Here is a 21,300-nt window from a genome sequence, read left to right as displayed (position 1 = left end):
CATGCAAACCATTGGAACAGCCATGACTCTCGACAACGACTTTGCCCGCCTCTCGGATTTCGAACCGATGAAAGCCGAACTCACCGGTATCCGGCAGCATCTTCATGCCAATCCCGAGCTGTCCTTCGAAGAGGCTGAGACCGCCCGTTTCGTCGCCGAAAAGCTGGAATCCTGGGGCTACGAAGTTCACCGCAATGTCGGCGGGCACGGCGTCGTCGCCCGCCTGAAGGCCGGTGCGGGGACGAAGAGCATCGCCATCCGCGCCGACATGGATGCACTGCCGATCAATGAGCAGAGCGGCAAGCCCTATGCGAGCCTCGTTCCGGGAAAGATGCATGCCTGCGGTCATGATGGCCACACGACGATGCTGTTGGGGGCTGCCGAATATCTGGCACGCACCCGTCGCTTCAACGGCACCGTGAACCTTATCTTCCAGCCGGCCGAAGAGGCTGGTGCGAAGAGCGGTGCCCAGGCCATGATCGATGATGGTCTTTTCGAGCGATTTCCTTTCGATGCGATCTTCGGCCTGCACAATCATCCAGGCGCGCCCGAGGGCACTTGGCTGATGCGCTCCGGCCCGCTGATGGCTGCGGCCGATACGGCCGAGATCACGATTACGGGCAAGGGCGGCCATGCGTCGCGACCACACCTGACCATCGATCCGGTCGTCGTCGCCTGCAATCTCGTCGTTGCCTTGCAGTCGGTCGTTTCGCGCAGCATCGATCCGACGCAGACGGCTGTGATCACCGTAGGCTCTATCCATGCGGGCGAAGCCGCTAACGTCATTCCCGAAAGCGCGAGGATGCTGCTCAGCATCCGTTCCTTCGATCCGAAGGTGCGCGAGCTTCTCGAAGCGCGGATCCGGAAATTGTCAGAAGCGGTGGCGGAAGGCTACGGAGCGCAGGTTGCCATCAACTATGCTCATGGTCACCCCGTCGTCGTGAACTCCGAAAAGGAGACGGAATTTGCCCGCGTTGTCGCCGAGGAACTCGTCGGTGCCGATAAGGTCGGCACCTGCGCTCTCATTCCCGGCAGCGAGGATTTCTCGCACTATCTCGAACACAAGCCAGGCAGCTTTCTGCGCCTCGGCAACGGCATCAATTCGGCAATCCTGCACAGCGCCAAATATGATTTCGCTGATGAAAGCCTGACGGTCGGTGCCGCCATGTGGGCTCGTCTGACGGAGCGCTATCTCGACCAATGAGGCGCTCCGTCAGGCGGGTCTCAATCCATAGCTGATGCTAACGCCAGCCAAGGGCAGGGGCGACGTGGGTCAGGATCGCCTCGATCACATGCGCGTTGTACTCCACGCCGAGTTGGTTCGGGACGGTAAGGAGCAGCGTGTCGGCTTCGGCGATGGCTTCGTCCTGAGCCAGTTCCTTGATCAGAGCGTCGGGTTCGGCTGCATAGCTACGGCCGAAGATCGCCCGGGTCTTGTCGTCGATGAAGCCAATCTTGTCCTGGCTCTGGTCGCCGTTTCCGAAATAGGCACGGTCGCGGTCGTCCACCAAGGCGAAGATGCTGCGGCTGACGGACACGCGCGGCTCGCGTTTGTGGCCGGCGGCCTTCCAGGCTTCGCGGTACACCCTGATCTGATCGGCCTGCTGGACGTGAAACGGTAGGCCGCTCTCATCGTCCTTGAGCGTGGAGCTTTGCAGGTTCATGCCGAGCTTGGCTGCCCAGAGCGCCGTGGCGTTCGAGCTCGCTCCCCACCAGATCCGTTCGCGCAGACCCTCCGAGTGCGGCTCGAGGCGGAGGAGACCCGGAGGATTGGGGAACATCGGCCTCGGGTTCGGCTGGGCAAAGCCCTCGCCGCGCAGCACGTCGAGCAGAACTTCCGCGTGACGGCGTGCCATATCGGCTTCACTCTCGCCCTCGGGCGGTGCGTAACCGAAGTGACGCCATCCGTCGATAACCTGCTCGGGGGAGCCACGGCTGATGCCGAGCTGCAGACGCCCGCCGGCGATGAGATCGGCCGAGCTTGCATCTTCTGCCATATAAAGTGGGTTTTCATAGCGCATGTCGATGACGGCCGTGCCGATCTCGATACGGCTGGTCTTCGCGCCGACGGCTGCCAGCAGCGGGAAGGGCGAGGCAAGCTGGCGGGCGAAGTGATGCACGCGAAAATAGGCGCCATCCGCGCCCAGCTCTTCGGCCGCGACGGCGAGGTCGATGGACTGCAGAAGCGCGTCGGATGCCGAGCGGGTCTGCGATTGCGGCGAGGGCGTCCAGTGCCCGAACGATAGGAAACCGATTTTCTTCATGATCGCACCGCTCAAAGATGTTGTGTGTATAGTCCATGCTTCATGGCATAATTCCTGCTTTGGATACAGCCGGCACCGTGTCGCTGCCAAAGAAGTGATGCGTCGGCCGCAAGTGACTACCTGCGCGATAAGGTCGACACGAGATCGCTGAAGCGCTCGCCCTGGATGCTCACATGTTGGCGCAGAAGCGTGCGTGCGCGTTCCGCATCTCCTGCAAAGAGCGCTTCCACGACTGCGTCATGTTCGGAAAATGATGTCGCGACACGATTGCGGACACGCAATTGCAGGCGGCGATAGGGCTGAAGGCGGCGATGCAGTGCTATACATTGTTCGGTCAGAAACTCGTTATGACTGGCGGTATAGATTGTGCGATGAAAGCGCTCGTTGTCGTAATAATAGGCATCGCTGTCGCCAGCGGAGGACGAGCGCTTGCAGTCGTCATGGGCTGCCAGGATTGCCGCGCGATCGGCATCCGTCAGCCGCCGCGCCGCCAGCGAACCGGCCATGCCCTCGATTTCGGCCATCACCTCAAACATCTCGAAAATACGGTGCGGCCCTGGGTCGATCACGATTGCACCGCGGCGTGGACGGATTTCCACCAGTCCGATCGCATTCAGCTGCATCAAGGCCTCGCGTATCGGCGTCCTCGATACACCGAAGCGCGTGGCCAATTGCACCTCGTCCAACCGCTCGCCCGGGGCGAAATCGTTTGAAATGATGCCGTTTTCGATCTCGTCGCGCAGGCGTTGAACGACATTCTCGGACATGTTTGTTATGCTCTCCAATGCAAAAATCAAATTCTTGTATGCAAGATTGTTTACTTTGCGCACAAGATAACCTAAGAACGATACCACAATAGATATGTCGCACACAAATGGACGAGCTCACGGGAGCTGCCATATATACAGGGAACGCTTGGGAGGGCTGTTCCCACCCAATCCCGCTTCGCCAGGAGGATACTGACATGGCAGGCATTTCCTTCTTCAGCGACATGATGCAAAGCATCACGGATCGCGGACGCAGACTGCTCGCAGCGGGCACGCGCGCCGGGCCGGTTCAAGCAGAGACGACGCTCGAGACTCTTTGCAACATGCTTCTGTCGAGCCGGGGCGAAGCCTCGGGCATGGCCTTGGCCGCCGAGATCCTTCAGCGCTGGACCGAACTCGATCCGACAGGCCGGCGAGATTTCATGCTGATGCTGCACGACCAATTCGGTCCCGATGTCGCCAAACTGGACAAGGCGATCGATCGCTACCGCAGCGACAGCAATTCAAACACGCTTATCGATCTACATCAGGCAGCCGAACCACGCCGCCAGGAGCTGGTGCGCAGGCTTAACCTTGCGCCGAAGGGCACGGCGAAACTGGTGGAGATGCGCGAACGCCTGCTGGGCATGAAGGATGCGACGGAGCAGTTTCGCGCTGTCGACGCTGATTTCGCCCATCTCTTCGGCTCCTGGTTCAATCGCGGCTTCCTGACGCTCCGTCCCATCGATTGGTCAACGCCAGCCGATATTCTGGAAAAGATCATCAGATATGAGGCCGTGCACGAGATTGCCGGCTGGGATGAATTGCGGCGGCGGCTGGTTCCGCCCGACCGTCGCTGCTTCGCCTTCTTCCACCCGCGTCTTGCCGACGATCCGTTGATCTTCGTCGAGGTGGCGCTGACCACGGCGATTCCCGCCGCCATCACGGATGTTCTGGATGAAAGCCGGTCTCCGATTACAGCCAAGGATGCGACGACGGCAGTTTTCTATTCCATTTCCAATTGCCAGGAGGGACTGCGGGGCATCTCGTTCGGCAATTTCCTGATCAAGCAGGTCGTGGAGGATTTGCGTCGCGATTTGCCGGGTCTGAAGACCTTTGTGACCTTGTCGCCGGTTCCGGGTTTCGCCGGCTGGCTGGCACGGTTGCGCAAGGCCGAGAATGCCGACCTCAGCGAGCAGACGCTGGAAACCTTGGCGTTGCTCGACGAGCCGGACTGGGCGGATGATCCCGAGCGATCGCAAGCCGTCAAGGCTGTGCTCTTGCCGCTCGCCGCTCGCTATTTCGTCAAGGAGCAAGGTCACGGCAGGCGGCCGATCGATCCGGTCGCCCGTTTTCATCTCGGCAACGGCGCCCGTCTGGAGCGGCTGAACTTCCTTGCCGATCGTTCCCAGAAGGCTATGCGCCAGTCCCACGGCCTGATGGTCAACTATCTTTACAAGCTGGATGATATCGAGAAAAACCACGAGGCCCTTGCGCAATACGGCGAGGTTGCAGCCTCGCCGGAGGTGAAGAAGCTGGCGGAGGCCGGCGCGACCGACGCCGGTCTCGGCAAGCCGATCCGTCGGCGTCATGGCGAAATGCAAAAGACCTGAGCAGCAGATTTAGGAGGGGGAGTATGGGCAATCATCTGTTCGACGCCATCAGGGCGTCCGCTACGTCCGAGGATGCCATTTTCATCGAGACGGCCAGCGGCGAGCGCTGGACCTACGGAGATGCGCTGCGCATCTCGGGGCAGCTTGCCAGCGCCATCGACGCGCTCGGCGTCCGCCCCGGTGATCGCGTCGCGGTTCAGGTGGAAAAGAGCCCGATGGCCCTGATACTCTATCTCGCCTGCGTGCGCTGCGGCGCGGTCTATCTGCCGTTGAACACGGCTTATACGCTTGTCGAACTTGATTATTTCATCGGCGATGCCGAGCCGAGGCTTGTCGTCGTTTCCCCGAAGGCTCGGGCTGAGGTCGAGAAACTCGCCCAGCGCTATGGCGCGATTGTCGAGACGCTGGATGCGGATGGCGCGGGATCGTTGACGGATCTCGCCCGGGAGGAGCCTGCGGATTTCATTGATGCCGCCCGCGCTCCCGATGACCTTGCCGCGATCCTCTACACATCCGGCACCACCGGCCGCTCCAAGGGGGCCATGCTCACGCATGACAATCTGCTCTCCAATGCGCTTGCGCTGCGCGAATACTGGCGGGTGTCGGCGGAGGACCGGCTGATCCACGCATTGCCGATCTTCCACACGCATGGCCTCTTCGTCGCCACAAACGTGACGCTGGTTGCCGGCGCATCGATGTTCCTGTTGCCGAAGTTCGATCCCGACGAGATCCTGTCGCTGATGCCGAAGGCAACGTTGATGATGGGCGTGCCGACGTTCTATGTGAGATTGCTTCAGCATGAGGGATTGAACCGGGAGGCCGTCGCCAACATGCGGCTGTTTATCTCTGGTTCGGCGCCGCTTTTGACGGAAACACATGTTTCGTTCAAGCAGCGCACCGGTCACGCCATTCTCGAACGCTACGGCATGACCGAGACCAATATGAACACCTCCAACCCTTATGATGGCGAGCGCAGGGCCGGCACGGTTGGCTTCCCGCTTCCGGGCGTCACCGTGCGGGTTTCCGATCCGGCCACAGGTGCGACGCTTTCGCCCGGGGATACCGGCATGATCGAGATCATGGGCCCGAATGTTTTCAAGGGTTATTGGCGCATGCCGGAAAAGACCGCGGCCGAATTCACCCAGGATGGCTATTTCATCAGTGGCGACCTCGGCAAGATCGATGAGGATGGCTATGTCCATATCGTCGGCCGTGGCAAGGACCTGGTGATTTCCGGCGGCTACAACATCTACCCGAAAGAGGTCGAGAACGAGATCGATGAGCTAGACGGCGTGGTCGAAAGCGCGGTGATCGGCGTCGCGCACCCGGATTTCGGCGAAGGCGTGACAGCGGTCGTGGTCCTAGAGCGCGGTGCGACACTGGACGAGAAGGCCGTGCTTGCCGCATTGCAGGATCGCCTTGCGCGTTACAAGCAGCCGAAGCGGGTCCTCTTCACCCAGGAGTTGCCGCGCAACACGATGGGCAAGGTTCAGAAGAACCTGCTCCGCGACCAATTCAAGGATCTTTACGGAAAGGCCTCTTGAGAGGCGCTTAGGTCCGCCTCGGTGCTTGGGAGTAGCACCGGCGCGGGTTGATCATGCATTCAAGAAAATGGGGACCGGCGCCTGAGGGCGTTTCCGGAGGGAGGAAGTTATGAATATCCAGATCCTGTCGATCGTGCTGCTTGCCGGCATGTTCGTCATTGCCACGATACAGCCAATCAATATGGGTGCGCTCGCCTTTGCCTGCGCCTTCCTGATCGGCTCACTTGTGATGAGCATGAAGACCGCCGATATTTTCGCGGGTTTTCCGAGCGACCTGTTCCTGACGCTGGTCGGCGTCACCTATCTGTTCGCGATCGCGCAGATCAACGGTACCATCGATTGGCTGATCGAGGGTGCGGTCAAGCTGGTGCGCGGACATGTCGCCTGGATTCCGTGGGTCATGTTCCTCGTAGCAGCGATCATTACCGGATTTGGCGCGCTTGGTCCGGCAGCCGTCGCGATCCTGGCGCCGGTGGCGCTTGGGTTCGCATTCCAATATCGCATTAGCCCTGTGATGATGGGGCTGATGGTGATCCACGGCGCGCAGGCGGGCGGCTTCTCGCCGATCAGCGTCTATGGCGGCATCACCAACCAGATCGTGCAGAAAGCGGGGCTGCCTTTCGCGCCGACCTCGCTGTTTCTGTCGAGCTTTTTCTTCAACCTCGCCATCGCGGTCCTGGTCTTCTTCATCTTCGGTGGCCCGAAGGTGCTGCGCAAGCAGCCGGCGGCGTCCGGCCCATTGCCGGACCTGCATCCCAAGGGAGTGACGCGAGCCATCGTCGGCCATGGCGGCACGCGCGCAGCACCCATCAGCCATCATGTCTTTGATGTGGAAACAAAAGAAGAGACGGCGCTTGCCGGCCTGACGGCGGAGCGACTGATGACGCTGGTTGGCCTGACCGCGCTGGCGCTGGGAGCGCTGGTCTTCAAGTTCAATGTCGGTCTGGTGGCGATGACCGTCGCGGTTGCCCTGGCATTGCTATCACCTAAAACCCAGAAGGCGGCGATCGACAAGGTGAGCTGGTCGACCGTGCTCCTCATCGCCGGCATCATCACCTATGTCGGGGTCATGGAGAAGATCGGCACGATCGACTATGTCGCGCACGGCATTTCCAGCCTGGGAATGCCGCTGCTGGTGGCACTGCTTCTATGCTTTACAGGCGCCATCGTCTCCGCCTTCGCCTCGTCGACGGCGCTTCTGGGGGCGATCATTCCGCTTGCTGTGCCTTTCCTCCTGCAGGGGCACATTAGCGCCGTCGGCGTGGTCGCCGCCATCGCGATCTCCACCACCATCGTCGATACCAGCCCGTTTTCGACCAATGGCGCCCTGGTCGTCGCCAATGCGCAGGAGAGTGAGCGGGAGAGCGTGCTGAAAACCCTGCTGATCTACAGCGCCCTGATCGCCCTCATCGGCCCGATCATCGCCTGGCTTGTCCTGATTGTGCCGGGACTTGTGTGAGGCGAGGGCCTTTCTGAGATGTCTGCTGGCCGCGTGCGATGCGCGGTCAGCTAGAATTCCAGCAAGGCATTGTCGACGACTTCCTTCATCACGAAGAAGGTTCGGGTCTGGCGGACGCCGGGCAGGGCGATCAATTGTGTGCCGTGTATGCGGTTGAAATCCGCCATGTCGCCGACGCGGATCTTCAGGAAATAATCAAAATCGCCGGCAACGAGATTGCAGTCGAGAACGAAGCTCAGCTTGGCAACGGCCTTTTCGAATGCGCCAAAACTCTCGGGCGTCGACCGGTCGAGCACCACGCCGACCATCACCAGCGCACCACGGCCGACCTTTTGCGGCTCTATCATCGCGCGTACGGTTTTGATGTAGCCCTCCTCGAACAGGCGCTGGGTGCGGCGATGGCAGGTCGCGGGGCTGACATCGACGAGTTGGGCGAGTTCGGCATTGCTGAGCCGGCCGTTCTTTTGAAGCAGGCGCAGCATTTTCAGGTCGATACGATCCAGTTCCGATGCCATGAGAGAATCTTCCGAAAATTAAGGATAATTTGGATGAAGTGTAATCCTATTTCAATTTTTGCGTCATAACGAAGAAATATAAGGCCCATCTTAGAGAGCACCTTTCATTGAAGGGATGCTAGCGTCTTCCCCGTATCACGACAAGCTGAAGGGGAATTCATGCTGGAGAAATTCGAGCGCTATCCGCTCACATTCGGTCCGACCCATATCGAGAAGCTGGAACGGCTTTCCGAACATCTCGGCGGCAAGGTAGAGCTCTATGCCAAGCGGGAGGACTGCAATTCCGGGCTGGCATTCGGGGGCAACAAGCTGCGCAAGCTGGAATACATCATTCCCGATGCGATTGCCTCGAACGCGGACACGCTGGTGTCGATCGGCGGGGTTCAATCAAACCATACCCGCATGATCGCCGCCGTTGCCGCCAAGATCGGCTTCAAGTGCCGCCTCGTGCAGGAAAGCTGGGTTCCGCATGAAGATGCCGTTTATGACCGCGTCGGCAATATTCTCTTGAGCCGCATCATGGGTGCGGATGTGCAGATGGTCGACGAAGGCTTCGACATCGGCATTCGGCAGAGCTGGGAAGACGCCATCGAGGACGTCAAGGCCAAGGGCGGCAAGCCCTATCCGATCCCGGCCGGTGCATCCGTGCACAAATATGGCGGGCTTGGCTATGTCGGCTTTGCTGAGGAGGTCCGAGCCCAGGAAAAGGAACTCGGCTTCAAGTTCGATTATATCGTCGTCTGCACGGTGACGGGCTCTACCCATGCCGGCATGACCGTCGGCTTTGCCAAGGACGGCCGCGAGCGCCAGGTGATCGGCATCGACGCATCCTTCACGCCTGAGCAGACCAAGGCGCAGGTACTGGAGATTGCCCGGCGCACCGCCGAACTGGTCGAGCTCGGCAGGGAACTCTCGTCGGACGATATCATCCTGATCGAAGATTATGCCTATCCGGTCTACGGCGTGCCGTCGGACGAGACCAAGGAGGCCATCCGACTCTGCGCGCGGCTGGAAGGGATGATCACCGACCCGGTCTACGAAGGCAAATCCATGCAGGGCATGATCGATCTCGTGAAGAAGGGCTATTTCCCGGAGGGCTCGAAGGTTCTCTACGCCCATCTCGGTGGCGCCCCGGCCATCAACGGCTATGCCTATACGTTCCGCAACGGCTGAATGTTGAAAAACGCGATCCGGTTGGGAAGATACCGGCCGGATCGTGCAACCGGGCAAGAATGGTTCAGGACCTGTATGGGCATCATGGGATCAACAAAACGAGCATCGTCAAAGCGGCATCCCGCCTCGCAAGAGGGCGGTAGTGTCCGACTTGCTGGTTTGCCCGCGTTGCTTCCCATTCATCTAAGAGGCCGAACGCTCGGTCAGCGACAGTCGGTATTCCTCATAGGTGCTGCTCTGCACCCGGATATGGTCGCGCATCACGGCCTCGGCTCGCCCGACATTGCCGGCCTCGAGCGCCATCAGGATTTCGCGATGCTCGCTCATCGATTGGGAAAGCCGGTCGCCGAAGGACAGTTGCGCCCTGCGAAACGGTTTCAGGCGCCGTTGCAGATTGCGCGCCTCTTCGGCGAGAAAGCCGTTACCGGAGGCGTCGTAGATCATATTGTGAAAAGCGGCATTCTCGGCGTAGTAACGATGATAGTCCTGTATCTGCAAGGCAGCCTCGCAGGCGGATGCCGTCTGGCGCAAAAGCAGCACTTGTGCCTTGGTGATACGGCCGGCAGCAAGTCGCGCGCACCAGGCTTCGACTTCCGCCATCACTTCGAACATCTCCACGAGACGCGTGAAGCTCGGCTGCCGCACGAAAGCACCGCGGTTTGGGATGAGTTCAATCAGTCCGGTCGAGGAGAGCAAGCGCAAGGCCTCGCGAAGCGGCGTGCGCGACACGCCGAAATCGCCGGCGAGGCGTACTTCGTCCAAGCGTTCACCATTCTTGAAAACGCCTTCGGCAATCAGGGCCTCGATCCGTTCGTAGAGCGCGTCCGACGCCGGCGGTCTGTTTTGAGCCACGATGATTCCTCCTGCCGAAGTTGTGCTGCTTAAAGCCTATGATGACAAAGCGTTGTACGCAAAGCTGAAATTATGCGTTCAATCTTTAATTTTTGTATACAGTGAATCGGAATTGCGTATAGTGTAAGCATCAAATAAAAATGCTCATATAATGGGCAATAAAGGGGACTTCAATGAGACTAGCTGTTATTGCCGCCGCCCTGTTTCTGCCGCTCCTGCTGGCGCCGACCGCCAATGCCGGGAAGGCGAACGACACCATCTCGATCGCCTTTTCAAAGGAGCTCGAGCATATCGATCCCTATTTCAACACGGCGCGCGAGGGCGTCCTGCTTGGAAATGCGGTCTGGGACGGACTTCTCTATCGCGATCCGAAGACGGGCCAATATGTCGGCAATCTGGCAACCAGCTGGTCGTGGGTGGATTCGACAACGCTGGAATTGACGTTGCGCCAAGGGGTCAAGTTCCACAATGGCGAGCCCTTCGACGCCGACGACGTGGTCTATACGCTGAACTATATGATCGATCCGAAGAATGGCGCCAAGAACACGGTGGCGACCAGCTGGATCAAGCAGGCGGTGAAGATCGATCAATTCAAGGTCCGTATCATCACCAACGGACCTTTTCCGGCAGCGCTCGAATATCTTGCCGGACCCGTCATCATACAGCCGAATGAATATTACGCCGCAGTCGGACCGGCCGGTGTAGCAACCAAGCCGATCGGAACCGGGCCCTACAAGGTCGTCAGCGTCGAGCCCGGCAAGCATTACGTGCTGAAGCGCAACGATGATTATTTCGCCGCCGCCAAGCCGAAGGCCAAGGTCGAAACCATCGATATCCGTACGATCCCCGACATCAACACGCAGATGGCCGAGCTTTTCAACGGGACGATCGATCTCGTCTGGCAGGTGCCTTCCGACCAGGCTGACAAGATGGCCGGCCGCGGCAATTTCCAGGTCCTCAATGCGCCGACCATGCGTGTCGGTTATCTGTCGCTCGATGCGGCTGGCCGAAGCGGCGCGAAAAATCCAATGACGGACGTGCGGGTTCGGCAGGCCGTCTACCACGCGATCAATCGCGACGGTATCGTCAAGGCGCTGATGAAGGGTACGACGGAGGTGATCAATAGCGCCTGCTCGCCGAGCCAGTTCGGCTGCGCGACCGATGTCGCTTCCTATTCCTACGATCCGGACAAGGCCAAGGCGCTTCTGGCGGAGGCCGGGTATCCCGATGGCTTCGAGATTGATTTCTACGCCTATCGCGATCGTCCGCTGGCGGAAGCCATGATCGGCATGCTGGCCGAAGTCGGCATCAAGGCCAATCTCAAATACCTGCAATATGCGGCGTTGCGCGAAAAGCGCATCAAGGAAGGCGTGCCCATGTCCTTTCTGACATGGGGCTCCAACTCGATCGCCGATGCCTCGGCCATCACCAGCGAGTTCTTCACCATGGGCGGCGAAGACGATGCGCGTGACAAGAGCCTGTCGGATCTTCTGGAGAAAGCCGATTCCTCCGTCGATCCAGCCGAGCGCAAGACACTCTACAAACAGGCGCTCTCGACGATTGCCGACAAGGCCTATTGGGTGCCGCTTTGGAATTATTCCACCAACTACATCATGAGCAAGGACGTCTCCTTCACGCCCACCCCCGACGAGCTGGTTCGCTTCTACGAAATCGGCTGGAAATGACATGCGCATACGCCATTCGCTGCATCCATGGATGCAGCGAATGGCGTATTCCGGAAGATAAGGGCGACTAGTTGGGTCGCGCCTCCCGCTTAAGGGTACACGATGCTGAAATTTGTCCTGACCAAACTCGGTATGGCGGCGCTGGTGGCGCTGACTGTGTCCTTCATCAGCTTCATTCTTTTGTTCATGGCCGGCGATCCGGCCATCGCGATTGCCGGCGAGGGCGCCCCGGCGGAGACGATCGCCGCTATCCGCAGCCAATACGGCTTCGATCAGCCGTTGATGCTCCAATATGTCGAATGGCTAATGCGGGCGCTTTCCGGCGATTTCGGCATGAGCTACTATTTCAAGCAGCCGGTCTCGGGAATGATTGCCGACCGACTGCCGGTGACCATGACGATTGGCTTTCTCGGCATGAGCTTTGCGATGCTGCTGGCGATCCCCATGGGTGTTCTCGCCGCTGCTTTTCCGAACACCATTATAGACCGGCTGGCACTCGGTATCGCCGTGGTCGGGCAGGCCATTCCGAGCTTCTGGTTCGGCCTCATCCTCATAGTGATCTTCTCGGTCAATCTCGGCCTGGTGCCGGCCTCCGGAACGGCAAGCTGGACCGGCTATATCTTACCTACGATCGTTCTCGGTTATTACGCGACGCCCGCCATCATGCGGCTCACCCGCGCCGGCATGTTGGAAGTCCTGTCGTCCGATTATATTCGGACCGCCCGGGCCAAGGGCCTGAAGCCACGGAAGGTGCTGTTCAAGCATGCCTTGCGCAACGCCATCATCCCGGTCGTCAGCCTGAGCGCCGTGCAACTGGGCTTCATGTTCAGCGGCTCTGTCGTGGTGGAAACGATCTTCGCGCTGCATGGCGCCGGCTTCCTTGCCTGGGAATCGATCTCGCGCAACGACCTGCCGACCATGCAGGCGCTGATCCTGATCTTTGCGATGTTCTATATCGTCTTCACCTTTCTGGCCGACGTCTTGAACGCATGGCTCGATCCACGATTGAGGGCCGCCTGAGATGAACGACATGTCCCAGACCGCAACCGTCATCCAGGCAGCAGCCACTCCGGCACCATCGCGGGTGTTCGCGCGCCGGGCGCTGAAGCATCGCGGCTTCATGGTCGGATTTGGCATCCTGCTGATCATCGCCCTGATTGCGCTTTTCGCACCGTTGATCGCACCTCATAATCCCTACAAGCAGGATCTTCTGGCACGGCTTGCTCCGCCGGTCTTCCTTGGGGGGGATTGGAAGCATGTGCTCGGAACGGATGCGCTTGGTCGCGACTATCTTTCGCGATTGATCTACGGCGCTCGCGTCTCCCTGATGATCGGTTTTACCGCCGCGATGATCTCCGCTGTGATCGGCACCACGCTCGGCATTCTCGGCGGCTATTTCGGCGGCAAGGTGGATGCGGTGGTGATGTTCATTGTCTCGGTGCGGCTCGCCTTGCCGGCAACGCTGGTCTCTCTTGCGGTCGTCGCGCTTTTCGGCGGCTCGCTGACGGTCGTGGTCTCGATATTGGGCCTGCTGCTGTGGGATCGGTTTGCCGTGGTGCTGCGAAGCGCCACCATGCAGGTGCGTCAGACGGATTATATCGCGGCGGCCGAGGTGCTCGGGGCAAGCCTGCCACGCATCCTCTTCAAGGATGTGTTGCCGAACGTCATGAACGCACTGATCGTCATCGTCACGCTGGAAATGGCGCATGCCATCATTCTGGAGGCGGCTCTCTCCTTCCTCGGCCTTGGCGTGCAGCCGCCGACCCCCTCCTGGGGTCTGATGATTTCCGAGGGCAAGGAAATGCTGCTGTTCGAAAGCTGGCTGATCACCATTCCAGGCATCGCCTTGTTCGTCCTGGTCTTTGCGATCAACATGCTGGGGGATGGCATCCGCGACATCACCGCGCCGGAGGGCAGAAACTGATGACGAACGTTGCCGAACCCGTCCTTTCAATCCGCAACCTCACCATCGATCTCCCAAGAGGAGGCGATCGTCCACACGCCGTCAGCAACCTATCGCTTGAGATCCGTGAGAAAGAGATCCTCTGCATCGTCGGGGAATCCGGCTCCGGCAAGTCGATCACCTCCTTTGCCGCCATGGGTCTCCTGCCGAAAGTGTTGAAGCCTTCCGCCGGCGAGATCCTGTTTGAGGGGCGTGACGTGCTCAAGCTTTCCGAGGCCGAACATTCCGGCCTGCGCGGCAACCGCATGGGCATGATCTTCCAGGAGCCGATGAGCGCGCTCAATCCGTGCTACATGGTCGGCGATCAGATCGAAGAGGTCTTCAAGGCTCATACCACGCTCTCGAAGGCTGAGCGTCGCGAGCGCACGATGGCGCTCCTCAAGGAGGTGCGGCTTCCGGAACCCGAGCGGCTCTATCATGCCTATCCGCACCAATTGTCCGGCGGCCAGCGCCAGCGGATCGTCATTGCCATCGCACTTGCCATGGAGCCGCGTCTGCTGATCGCCGACGAGCCGACCACGGCGCTCGACGTGACGACGCAGGCGCAGATCCTCGATATGTTCAAGACGCTGAAGGAAAGCCGCAAGGCCGGCATCCTGTTCGTCACCCATGACTTCGACGTCGTGGCGGAGATCGCCGACCGTGTGGTTGTCATGCAGAAGGGCGTGGTGGTGGAGCAGGGGCCTGTTGAACAGGTGCTCAACAATCCCCGTCATCCCTATACGCGGATGCTGATCGATGCCGTCCCGAAACGCCACGGCGGTAAGGGAAATCCCGAGATGTCCGCACCGATCGCGCTGCGTGTCGCCGGCATCGAGAAGACGTTCTCAACCGCCCGCACGCTCTTCAGACCGGCTCGCAAGGTTCAAGCCGTCAAGCCGACGGATTTCACCGTGCTCGAAGGCCAGACGCTCGGCATCGTCGGGGAGTCGGGGTCGGGCAAGACCACGCTTGTGCGTTGTCTCATGGGCCTGGTCGAGCCGGATGAGGGCTCTATCTGGATCGGCAATGATCGGCTGGATATGAGGACAGCTGCCGGGCGGCGCAATTTCCGCAAGCATATCCAGATCGTTTTCCAGGATCCCTACGGCTCGCTCAATCCGCGCCGGACCATCGGCGATCTCCTGGTCGAGGGGCCTGTCAATTTCGGCGTGCCGCGCAAGCAGGCGATGGAAAAGGCGCGGGAGCTGATGAGGATCGTACGTCTCGAGGAGGATGTGCTTGGCCGCTATCCGGTGCAGTTTTCCGGAGGGCAGCGCCAGCGCATCTCGATTGCCCGTGCCCTTATGGTCGAGCCGAAAATCCTGATCGCCGACGAGGCGGTCTCGGCCCTTGACGTTTCGGTGCAGAAGGATGTGCTGAAACTCCTCGACGACATCAGGAAGAGCGTCGGCCTGACGGTGATTTTCATCACGCATGATCTAAGGGTTGCGGCCGAGATCTCAGACCATATTCTTGTCATGTCGAAAGGGGAGGTGGTGGAGTACGGCGCCGTCGACGATATCTTCGGCAATCCCCAACATTCCTATACGCGCCAACTGCTCGCCGCCATGCCCGGCCGCGGCTGGGAAGCGCCCAATATGGCAGCCTTATCCGCTGCCGACGCAACGAGGTAGGCAGTTCCATGGACAGAGTGCAAGTGATCGAGGCCGCAGGCGATTATGTCGACAGCGGCGGGCTTGAGGCGGATCTCGGCAGGCTTGTGGCACGACGTTCCGTCAGCCAGTCCGAGGGCCGGTGGGAAGAGCTTCAGGCCTATCTGGAGAAGGAAATGCAGCCGCTGCTGCTCTCCATGGGTTTTTCCGTCGAGATCTTCGATAATCCACGAGAAGGAGGAGCGCCGCTCCTGATCGCCAACCGCATCGAGGGAGAGGGATTGCCGACCGTGCTGGTCTATGGCCACGGCGATGTCTGCAATGGTGAGGCGCACCGCTGGCGCGAGGGTCTCGAGCCGTTCAGGCTCACCCGCGAGGATGACAAGCTCTATGGTCGCGGCACGGCCGACAACAAGATCCAGCACCTCATCAACATCAAGGCGCTTGAACTGCTGATCCGCAAGAACGGCCGCCTCGGCTTCAACGCAAAGATTATTCTGGAGATGGCCGAGGAGACCGGCTCTTTCGGTCTGCGCGAATTCTTCAAGGCCAACCGCGACCGGCTCTTGGCGGATGTGCTGATCGCCTCGGATGGCCCGCGTCTGGCCATCGATACGCCGACCATGTTCATGGGGTCGCGTGGCGGCATGTCCTTCAATCTCATCGTCAACCTGCGCGACGGAGATCATCATTCCGGCAATTTCGGCGGCCTGCTTGCCGATCCGGCCATTATCCTCGCCCAGGCAATCGCGACGATCACCGACGCGCGCGGCCAGATCAAGATCGCCGAATGGCGCCCGACGAGCCTGACGCCCGATATCCGCGCCGTCCTGCGCGATCTGCCGCCACGCAGGCATGATGCCGACTGGGGCGAGAGCGATCTGACGCCAAGCGAGCGGGTCTTCGGCTGGAATTCCTTCGCAGTTCTCGCCCTGTCCTCCGGCAATATCGATGCGCCGCAGAACGCCATATCGGGTTCGGCGCGGGCCACATGTCAGCTGCGCTTCGTGGTCGGCACGGACATAGACAATATTATTCCTGCCCTGCGCCGCCATCTCGACGCTAATGGCTTTCCGATGGTCGAGGTGCGCGCCGCGCGGGGCGAAGCTTTCCAGGCGACGCGCTTTTCACCGGACCACCCGTGGGTGCGGTTCGTTGAGCAGTCGCTGACGCGCAGCGCCGGTCGCCGTCCGCATGTCCTGCCCAATCTCGCAGGATCGCTGCCGAACGATGCCTTCACCGAGATCCTCGGGCTGCCGACGATCTGGATTCCTCATTCGTATGCCGAATGCGGTCAGCACGGACCGAACGAACATGTTCTGATCCCGATCGCGCGCGAAGGCATGCAGGTGATGACGGCTCTGTTCCTCGATATCGCCGAGAACGCAGCCAGCCTGTAGGCAAACGCCTGACGGCTTGCCGACATTCCATCCTATCCTTCTTCAGAAAGGTGCCGCCATGAGCAAGTCCAATCCCGCGGATCTCGGTGCGCTGGAGGCGCGCCAGCTGATCGGACGCAAGAGCCTTTCGCCGGTTGAACTGGCGGAGGCCTGTATCAAGCGGGTCGAGACGCTCAACCCGGCAGTGAACGCGCTGGTGGCGCATAACTTCGACAGGGTTCTGGACGAGGCGCGATTGGCCGAAGAGAAGGTGTCGCGCAACGAAGCGCTCGGGCCGCTGCATGGCTTGCCTTTCGGCGTCAAGGATATGATCGACGTTGCCGGCTTGCCGACCACCTTTGGTTCGGAAATCTACCGCGACAATATCGCAGTCAAGGACGATGCAATCGTTGCGGCCATGCGCGAGGCAGGGGCGATCCCGTTCGGCAAGACTAACAATCCGGAATGGAGCGCCGGCGGCAACACCCGCAACGCCGTCTATGGCGCCACCGCTAATCCGCATGACACGACGAAGAGTGCTGCCGGCTCTTCCGGCGGCTCGGCTGTGCTCCTCGCGTCGCGAATGGCGTCGCTGGCGACGGGATCGGATACGGGTGGCAGCCTGCGCAATCCCGCAGCTTTTTGTGGCGTCGTTGGCTTTCGCCCGTCGCCGGGCGTCGTTCCGGGTGATACCCGCGCCATGGCTCTGATGCCACTGCCGACGAGCGGGCCGATGGGCCGAGATGTCGCCGATGTGGCGCTAATGCTGTCCGTATTGGCGCGGCCGGACAGGCTCGATCCCTATACGGTCGTCGTCAATGGCAAGACCGCCTGGCAGGCGGATCGGTTTGGAGTTGGCCGGCGCCCCGACCTCGCCTCGCTGCGCATTGCCGTGACCGAGGATTTCGGCTTTGCGCCGACAGAGCGGGTTATTCGTGATAGTTTCAGGCGGGTGACCAAGCGACTGTCGAGCCATCTTGGCGCGGTCGAGGAGACACATCCGGATTGCACCGATGCCGACCGCATCTTTTCGGTTCTGCGCGGCGTGATGTTCCTTGGAACACATCGCAAGCTGATGCTGTCCCATCCGGATCAGGTCGGCGCGCTTGTCCGCGCCAATGTCGAGGAGGGTTTGAGCTATGGTCCGCTCGACATCGCCGATGCGCTCGTCAAGCAGGGCCGCTTCTATCGCGACTGGCAGACGTTCTTCGAGACCCATGATTACGTGCTTTGCCCGGCGGTGACGATCAGCCCGCGCGACTGGCACGAGCTCTATCCGGAAGAGATCGACGGCAAGCCGACCAAGAGCTACTACCACTGGCTGGCCATGGCTTATGCCTCGACGCTTGCCGGCCATCCTTCGATCACTATTCCGGTTGGCCGCGACACGCTCGGCATGCCTTTCGGCGTGCAGATCGTCGGCCGGCGCCATGATGACGCCGGCGTTTTGCAGGTGGCGGCGGAGATCGAGGAAATTCTCGCCGGTGACACCGAATTCGGCGTCCCGACTGTCGATCTGGCGGCTTTGGAAAAAGCACCGAAGCTTGCGGAGCAACCGGGCTTTATGGGTTTCTAGGTCGTCAGCCCCACTTCATTTCGCCCTTGGCGACCTTGGCGCCGAGTTGGAGTGAGCCGACGTCCTTGAGGTTGGGATAACGCTTGGTCATCGCGGCGATCAGTTCAGCACTGTCCTTCGTTCGTCCCATTTCCTCTTCGAAGGCAAGAAGATAGTCGCGTGTGAAGGTGATTGCCGCGATCCCCTGTTCGGCTCCCTCTGCCTGATGGCCGGGAATGACGATCTGCGGCTTGCGCGCGGCGATGGCATCAAGCGCCTTGACCCAAGCAGCGCGCAGCTCCGGCGTCGCCGTGTCGGCGATCCAGACGTGGATGCCGGAACTGATGAGAACGCCGCCGAAGACGGCTTTGAGCGACGGCACCCAGATGTAGCGCCGGTCGTGCATTCCGGGCACTTCGATAATCTCGATGCGAGCCCCTTCGAGATCGAGAGAGGTCAGGTCGGACAGTTCGGGAATGACGACGTCGGCCAGTTTCTGCGGGCCGTTTTCCTTGAGTTGAGGCCCCCAGGCCCCCAGCTTGGCTTGGACATTGGCCTTGATCGCTTCGACCGTGACCGGCTTGGCGATAATCTTCGCTTTCGGGAAAGCCTCTACGATAGGTCGCAGGCTGAAGTAGTAATCGGGATCGTTGCAGCTCACGAAAATGGTCGTTAGCCGCTTGCCCGTAGCCTTGATGGCATCCGCAACGGCGCGTCCGTCAGAAAGCGTGAAGCCACCGTCGAGCAGGATGGCGTTCTTTTTGCCCGTCAGGAGGACCGGCGTGCGGCGAAACCCCGTTTCACCCGCCTGGAAGTACGTCCATTCGAGCTTGCCGTTCGCGGCGCGCGCCAGGGTGAGGGGAGCGGCGGCTAGACCGGCCGTGAATGCAAGCTTGAAGGTGTCGCGGCGTGTGATCATATCAATTCTCCCGATCAGGTGGAATGCGAGGCAGCCGAAGATGCAACGCATGCTATCACAGGCCTTGATTAGGAGATAAATATCATTCAATCATACAGACTGTATGATCTGGTTTGACAAAGCACAGTGAGCGATCTTCTCAATCTGAACCGGCTTATCTTCTTCACAACGGTCGTCGACACCGGTTCCTTTACATTGGCAGCCGAGCGGCTCGGTGTCGCAAAGGCTGTCGTCAGCCATCAAGTCGCCAGGCTGGAGCAGGAGTTGGGCGTCACGCTGTTGACCCGCACGACGCGCCGGCTTCACGCGACGGACGAGGGCCGCCTTTTCCACGATCGCTGCGTCATCATTCTGCGCGAGGCGGAGGCGGCATATGCCGAGATGTCGCAAAAGGCGAACCAGCCTTCGGGCATGCTGACGCTGACCGCGTCACTTGACTATGGCGCGGCCGTCGTGGCGCCGACAATCGCGGCCTATCGCCAGCGTTTCCCCCAAATGCAGGTCAACGTCATCTTCGATGACGATGTCATGGACTTGGTTGCCGGTCAGGTAGACCTCGCCATTCGCGTTGGCTGGCTTGCGGATTCCAGCAATCAGGCGCGGCGTCTTGGCACCTTTGATCAGTATCTCGTCGGCGCGCCATCCCTGACCGGCGCCATGCCTTCCATTTCAGCTCCGGCCGATACGACCTACCTGCCATGGGTCGCCAACGCAGCATTGCGAAACCCGCTTCGCTGGACTTTTTCGCATGCCGAGCGGGAGACGGTTACAATTGACGTCAATTGCCCGGTGACCGCCGACAAGACACCGGCGGCCTATGCCTGCGTTCTCGCCGGTGTAGGGGTCTCGGTATTCCCGGATTACATGGCGGCGAAGGACATTGAGGCGGGAAGGCTGGTTCGCATCCTGCCGGACTGGAGCCTGCCTGCCGGCGGCATCCATGCCGTCTTTCCGCCGGCGCGGTTTCGTCCCGCCAGGGTTCGTGCCTTCGTGGATATGCTGAAGGCTGCCGAACGTCGCAGAGCAAGCCAAACGGTGGCTGCTCCCGATTTGCCCGCAAGCACAGTTTGAGTGCCCTGCGGTTGGGCGGGAATCACAGATGAGGTACACACTCGGCGCCGTTAGGTGCTCCGACGCTCATCGCTTGCCGCAATCAGCCAATCTCGAAACATCACGACTTCACGGGAAAGGCTCTTTGCCTCGATAAGCCAATAGGCCTTGTCCGTATCCGAGGCTGAGTCGAACAGGGTTACTAACGATCCTTGCGCCAGTTCATCAGCAATCAGCGCCGTCGGGCAAAGACCGATGCCCTGGCAGCTGATGACCGATCCGATCATCAGGTTGAAATCGGCAAAGATAGGGCCGGCCCTGGGTGTGTCGTGAAGGCCGGCGATGGTGAACCAGCGTGCCCAGGCATCGATGGTCTCGTCATGAAGGAGCTCGGCGCTGGCCAGATCGCGAGGTGTTTCAAGCTTGCCGTGATGGGCGCGAAATTCCGCCGAACAGGTCGGGCGCGTTTCGGCGCTCAGAAGCTCGATCGCGCTTGGGCCAGGCCGTAGTCCATGACGTATCAACAGATCGACGCCAGCCGCTTCCGGCGTCTTTGCCTCAAGTGCATAGACGATGTTGATGCGAAGGTCTGGATAAGCCGCTCTAAATCTCGGCAATTGCGGAATGAGCCATCGCGTTGCCATCGATGCGATGCAGGCAATGCTGATCGGGCGGCTGTGGATTTCGAGCCGCAGTTGCTGGGCGGCGATTTCGATATGTCCGAGCCCGTGTGTCACCGCCGCCCCGAACTCGCGGCCGGCCGCGGTGAGCACGACACCGCGCGTTTGCCGCACGAAAAGCGGGACGCTCAGCCAGTTTTCCACCGTTCGCACATGCTGGCTGACGCCGGCCGCCGTCAGATTGAGCTCGGTGGCAGCCTTGACGAAACTCTCGTGACGCGCGGCGGCCTCGAAGGCGCGCAGGGAGGCAAGGGGAAGGTTGGTCATGGATAATGACTAAGTCAGGCTTGGCCAAAGGACAAGAACAA

Annotated in this window: 18 protein-coding genes; 12 read left to right on the top strand and 6 right to left on the bottom strand. The window is 60.3% G+C overall.

Annotated elements, in window-relative coordinates; all coding sequences use genetic code 11:
- Window positions 1-22: 22 nt before the first annotated feature.
- Window positions 23-1,204 carry a M20 aminoacylase family protein gene (locus EX00_RS12815; RefSeq protein ID WP_047458124.1) on the top strand — a complete coding sequence of 394 codons (1,182 nt, stop codon included), beginning with the start codon at window positions 23-25 and terminating at the stop codon, window positions 1,202-1,204.
- A 37-nt stretch (window positions 1,205-1,241) separates the two neighbouring features.
- Here the strand turns inward: EX00_RS12815 and EX00_RS12810 are convergent, their stop codons facing one another.
- Both EX00_RS12810 and EX00_RS12805 read right to left on the bottom strand, forming a co-directional pair.
- The gene (locus EX00_RS12810) at window positions 1,242-2,264 is read right to left on the bottom strand and encodes an LLM class flavin-dependent oxidoreductase (RefSeq protein WP_047460246.1); all 1,023 of its coding nucleotides are present in this window, start codon (window positions 2,262-2,264) and stop codon (window positions 1,242-1,244) included.
- 116 nt (window positions 2,265-2,380) lie between these two features.
- Entirely contained in the window at window positions 2,381-3,031 is a 651-nt protein-coding gene (locus EX00_RS12805) for a GntR family transcriptional regulator (RefSeq protein WP_047458122.1), read from the bottom strand.
- 197 nt (window positions 3,032-3,228) lie between these two features.
- Here EX00_RS12805 and EX00_RS12800 point away from each other — a divergent pair, with 197 nt between their 5' ends.
- The 3 genes from EX00_RS12800 to EX00_RS12790 all read left to right on the top strand — a co-directional run bounded on the left by EX00_RS12800 (window position 3,229) and on the right by EX00_RS12790 (window position 7,626).
- The gene (locus EX00_RS12800) at window positions 3,229-4,623 is read left to right on the top strand and encodes a malonyl-CoA decarboxylase (RefSeq protein ID WP_047458119.1); all 1,395 of its coding nucleotides are present in this window, start codon (window positions 3,229-3,231) and stop codon (window positions 4,621-4,623) included.
- A gap of 23 nt (window positions 4,624-4,646) precedes the next feature.
- Window positions 4,647-6,167 carry a malonate--CoA ligase gene (locus EX00_RS12795; protein WP_047458117.1) on the top strand — a complete coding sequence of 507 codons (1,521 nt, stop codon included), beginning with the start codon at window positions 4,647-4,649 and terminating at the stop codon, window positions 6,165-6,167.
- A 109-nt stretch (window positions 6,168-6,276) separates the two neighbouring features.
- Window positions 6,277-7,626 carry an SLC13 family permease gene (locus EX00_RS12790; RefSeq protein WP_047458114.1) on the top strand — a complete coding sequence of 450 codons (1,350 nt, stop codon included), beginning with the start codon at window positions 6,277-6,279 and terminating at the stop codon, window positions 7,624-7,626.
- Between the two features lie 50 nt (window positions 7,627-7,676).
- On the opposite strand, the gene EX00_RS12785 is transcribed toward EX00_RS12790, so the two are convergent.
- Window positions 7,677-8,141, bottom strand: a complete 465-nt coding sequence (locus EX00_RS12785; RefSeq protein ID WP_047458111.1) for an Lrp/AsnC family transcriptional regulator — start codon at window positions 8,139-8,141, stop codon at window positions 7,677-7,679.
- Between the two features lie 159 nt (window positions 8,142-8,300).
- On the opposite strand from EX00_RS12785, the gene EX00_RS12780 reads away from it, so the two are divergent.
- A complete protein-coding gene (locus EX00_RS12780; RefSeq protein ID WP_047458110.1) occupies window positions 8,301-9,314 on the top strand; it encodes a 1-aminocyclopropane-1-carboxylate deaminase in 1,014 nt (337 codons plus the stop codon).
- 183 nt (window positions 9,315-9,497) lie between these two features.
- Here EX00_RS12780 and EX00_RS12775 read toward each other — a convergent pair whose 3' ends face one another.
- Entirely contained in the window at window positions 9,498-10,166 is a 669-nt protein-coding gene (locus EX00_RS12775; RefSeq protein ID WP_047458108.1) for a GntR family transcriptional regulator, read from the bottom strand.
- 173 nt (window positions 10,167-10,339) lie between these two features.
- Here EX00_RS12775 and EX00_RS12770 point away from each other — a divergent pair, with 173 nt between their 5' ends.
- The 6 genes from EX00_RS12770 (at window position 10,340) to EX00_RS12745 (ending at window position 18,364) form a co-directional block, all read left to right on the top strand.
- Window positions 10,340-11,851: an ABC transporter substrate-binding protein gene (locus tag EX00_RS12770; protein WP_047458106.1), complete on the top strand. Its 1,512-nt coding sequence runs from the start codon at window positions 10,340-10,342 to the stop codon at window positions 11,849-11,851.
- A 102-nt stretch (window positions 11,852-11,953) separates the two neighbouring features.
- Window positions 11,954-12,871, top strand: a complete 918-nt coding sequence (locus EX00_RS12765; protein ID WP_047458105.1) for an ABC transporter permease — start codon at window positions 11,954-11,956, stop codon at window positions 12,869-12,871.
- 1 nt (window position 12,872) lies between these two features.
- Entirely contained in the window at window positions 12,873-13,775 is a 903-nt protein-coding gene (locus EX00_RS12760) for an ABC transporter permease (RefSeq protein ID WP_047458104.1), read from the top strand.
- A complete protein-coding gene (locus tag EX00_RS12755) occupies window positions 13,775-15,430 on the top strand; it encodes a dipeptide ABC transporter ATP-binding protein (protein ID WP_047458102.1) in 1,656 nt (551 codons plus the stop codon). Before EX00_RS12760 ends, EX00_RS12755 begins: the two co-directional genes overlap by 1 nt.
- A gap of 8 nt (window positions 15,431-15,438) precedes the next feature.
- Window positions 15,439-16,809: a M20 family metallopeptidase gene (locus tag EX00_RS12750; protein WP_047458099.1), complete on the top strand. Its 1,371-nt coding sequence runs from the start codon at window positions 15,439-15,441 to the stop codon at window positions 16,807-16,809.
- 58 nt (window positions 16,810-16,867) lie between these two features.
- Window positions 16,868-18,364, top strand: a complete 1,497-nt coding sequence (locus tag EX00_RS12745) for an amidase (protein WP_047460243.1) — start codon at window positions 16,868-16,870, stop codon at window positions 18,362-18,364.
- 4 nt (window positions 18,365-18,368) lie between these two features.
- Here the strand turns inward: EX00_RS12745 and EX00_RS12740 are convergent, their stop codons facing one another.
- Window positions 18,369-19,262 carry an MBL fold metallo-hydrolase gene (locus EX00_RS12740; protein ID WP_047458096.1) on the bottom strand — a complete coding sequence of 298 codons (894 nt, stop codon included), beginning with the start codon at window positions 19,260-19,262 and terminating at the stop codon, window positions 18,369-18,371.
- A 126-nt stretch (window positions 19,263-19,388) separates the two neighbouring features.
- Here EX00_RS12740 and EX00_RS12735 point away from each other — a divergent pair, with 126 nt between their 5' ends.
- Window positions 19,389-20,333: a LysR family transcriptional regulator gene (locus EX00_RS12735; RefSeq protein ID WP_047458093.1), complete on the top strand. Its 945-nt coding sequence runs from the start codon at window positions 19,389-19,391 to the stop codon at window positions 20,331-20,333.
- Between the two features lie 50 nt (window positions 20,334-20,383).
- Here EX00_RS12735 and EX00_RS12730 read toward each other — a convergent pair whose 3' ends face one another.
- Entirely contained in the window at window positions 20,384-21,259 is an 876-nt protein-coding gene (locus EX00_RS12730; RefSeq protein WP_047458091.1) for a LysR substrate-binding domain-containing protein, read from the bottom strand.
- Window positions 21,260-21,300 lie beyond the last annotated feature (41 nt).

Origin of the sequence: Martinezella rhizogenes, assembly GCF_000799715.1 — a bacterium.
Taxonomy (GTDB): domain Bacteria; phylum Pseudomonadota; class Alphaproteobacteria; order Rhizobiales; family Rhizobiaceae; genus Rhizobium; species Rhizobium rhizogenes_C.
The sequence above is the reverse complement of the archived record's forward strand: the minus strand, read 5'-3'. Positions and strand labels throughout refer to the sequence as shown.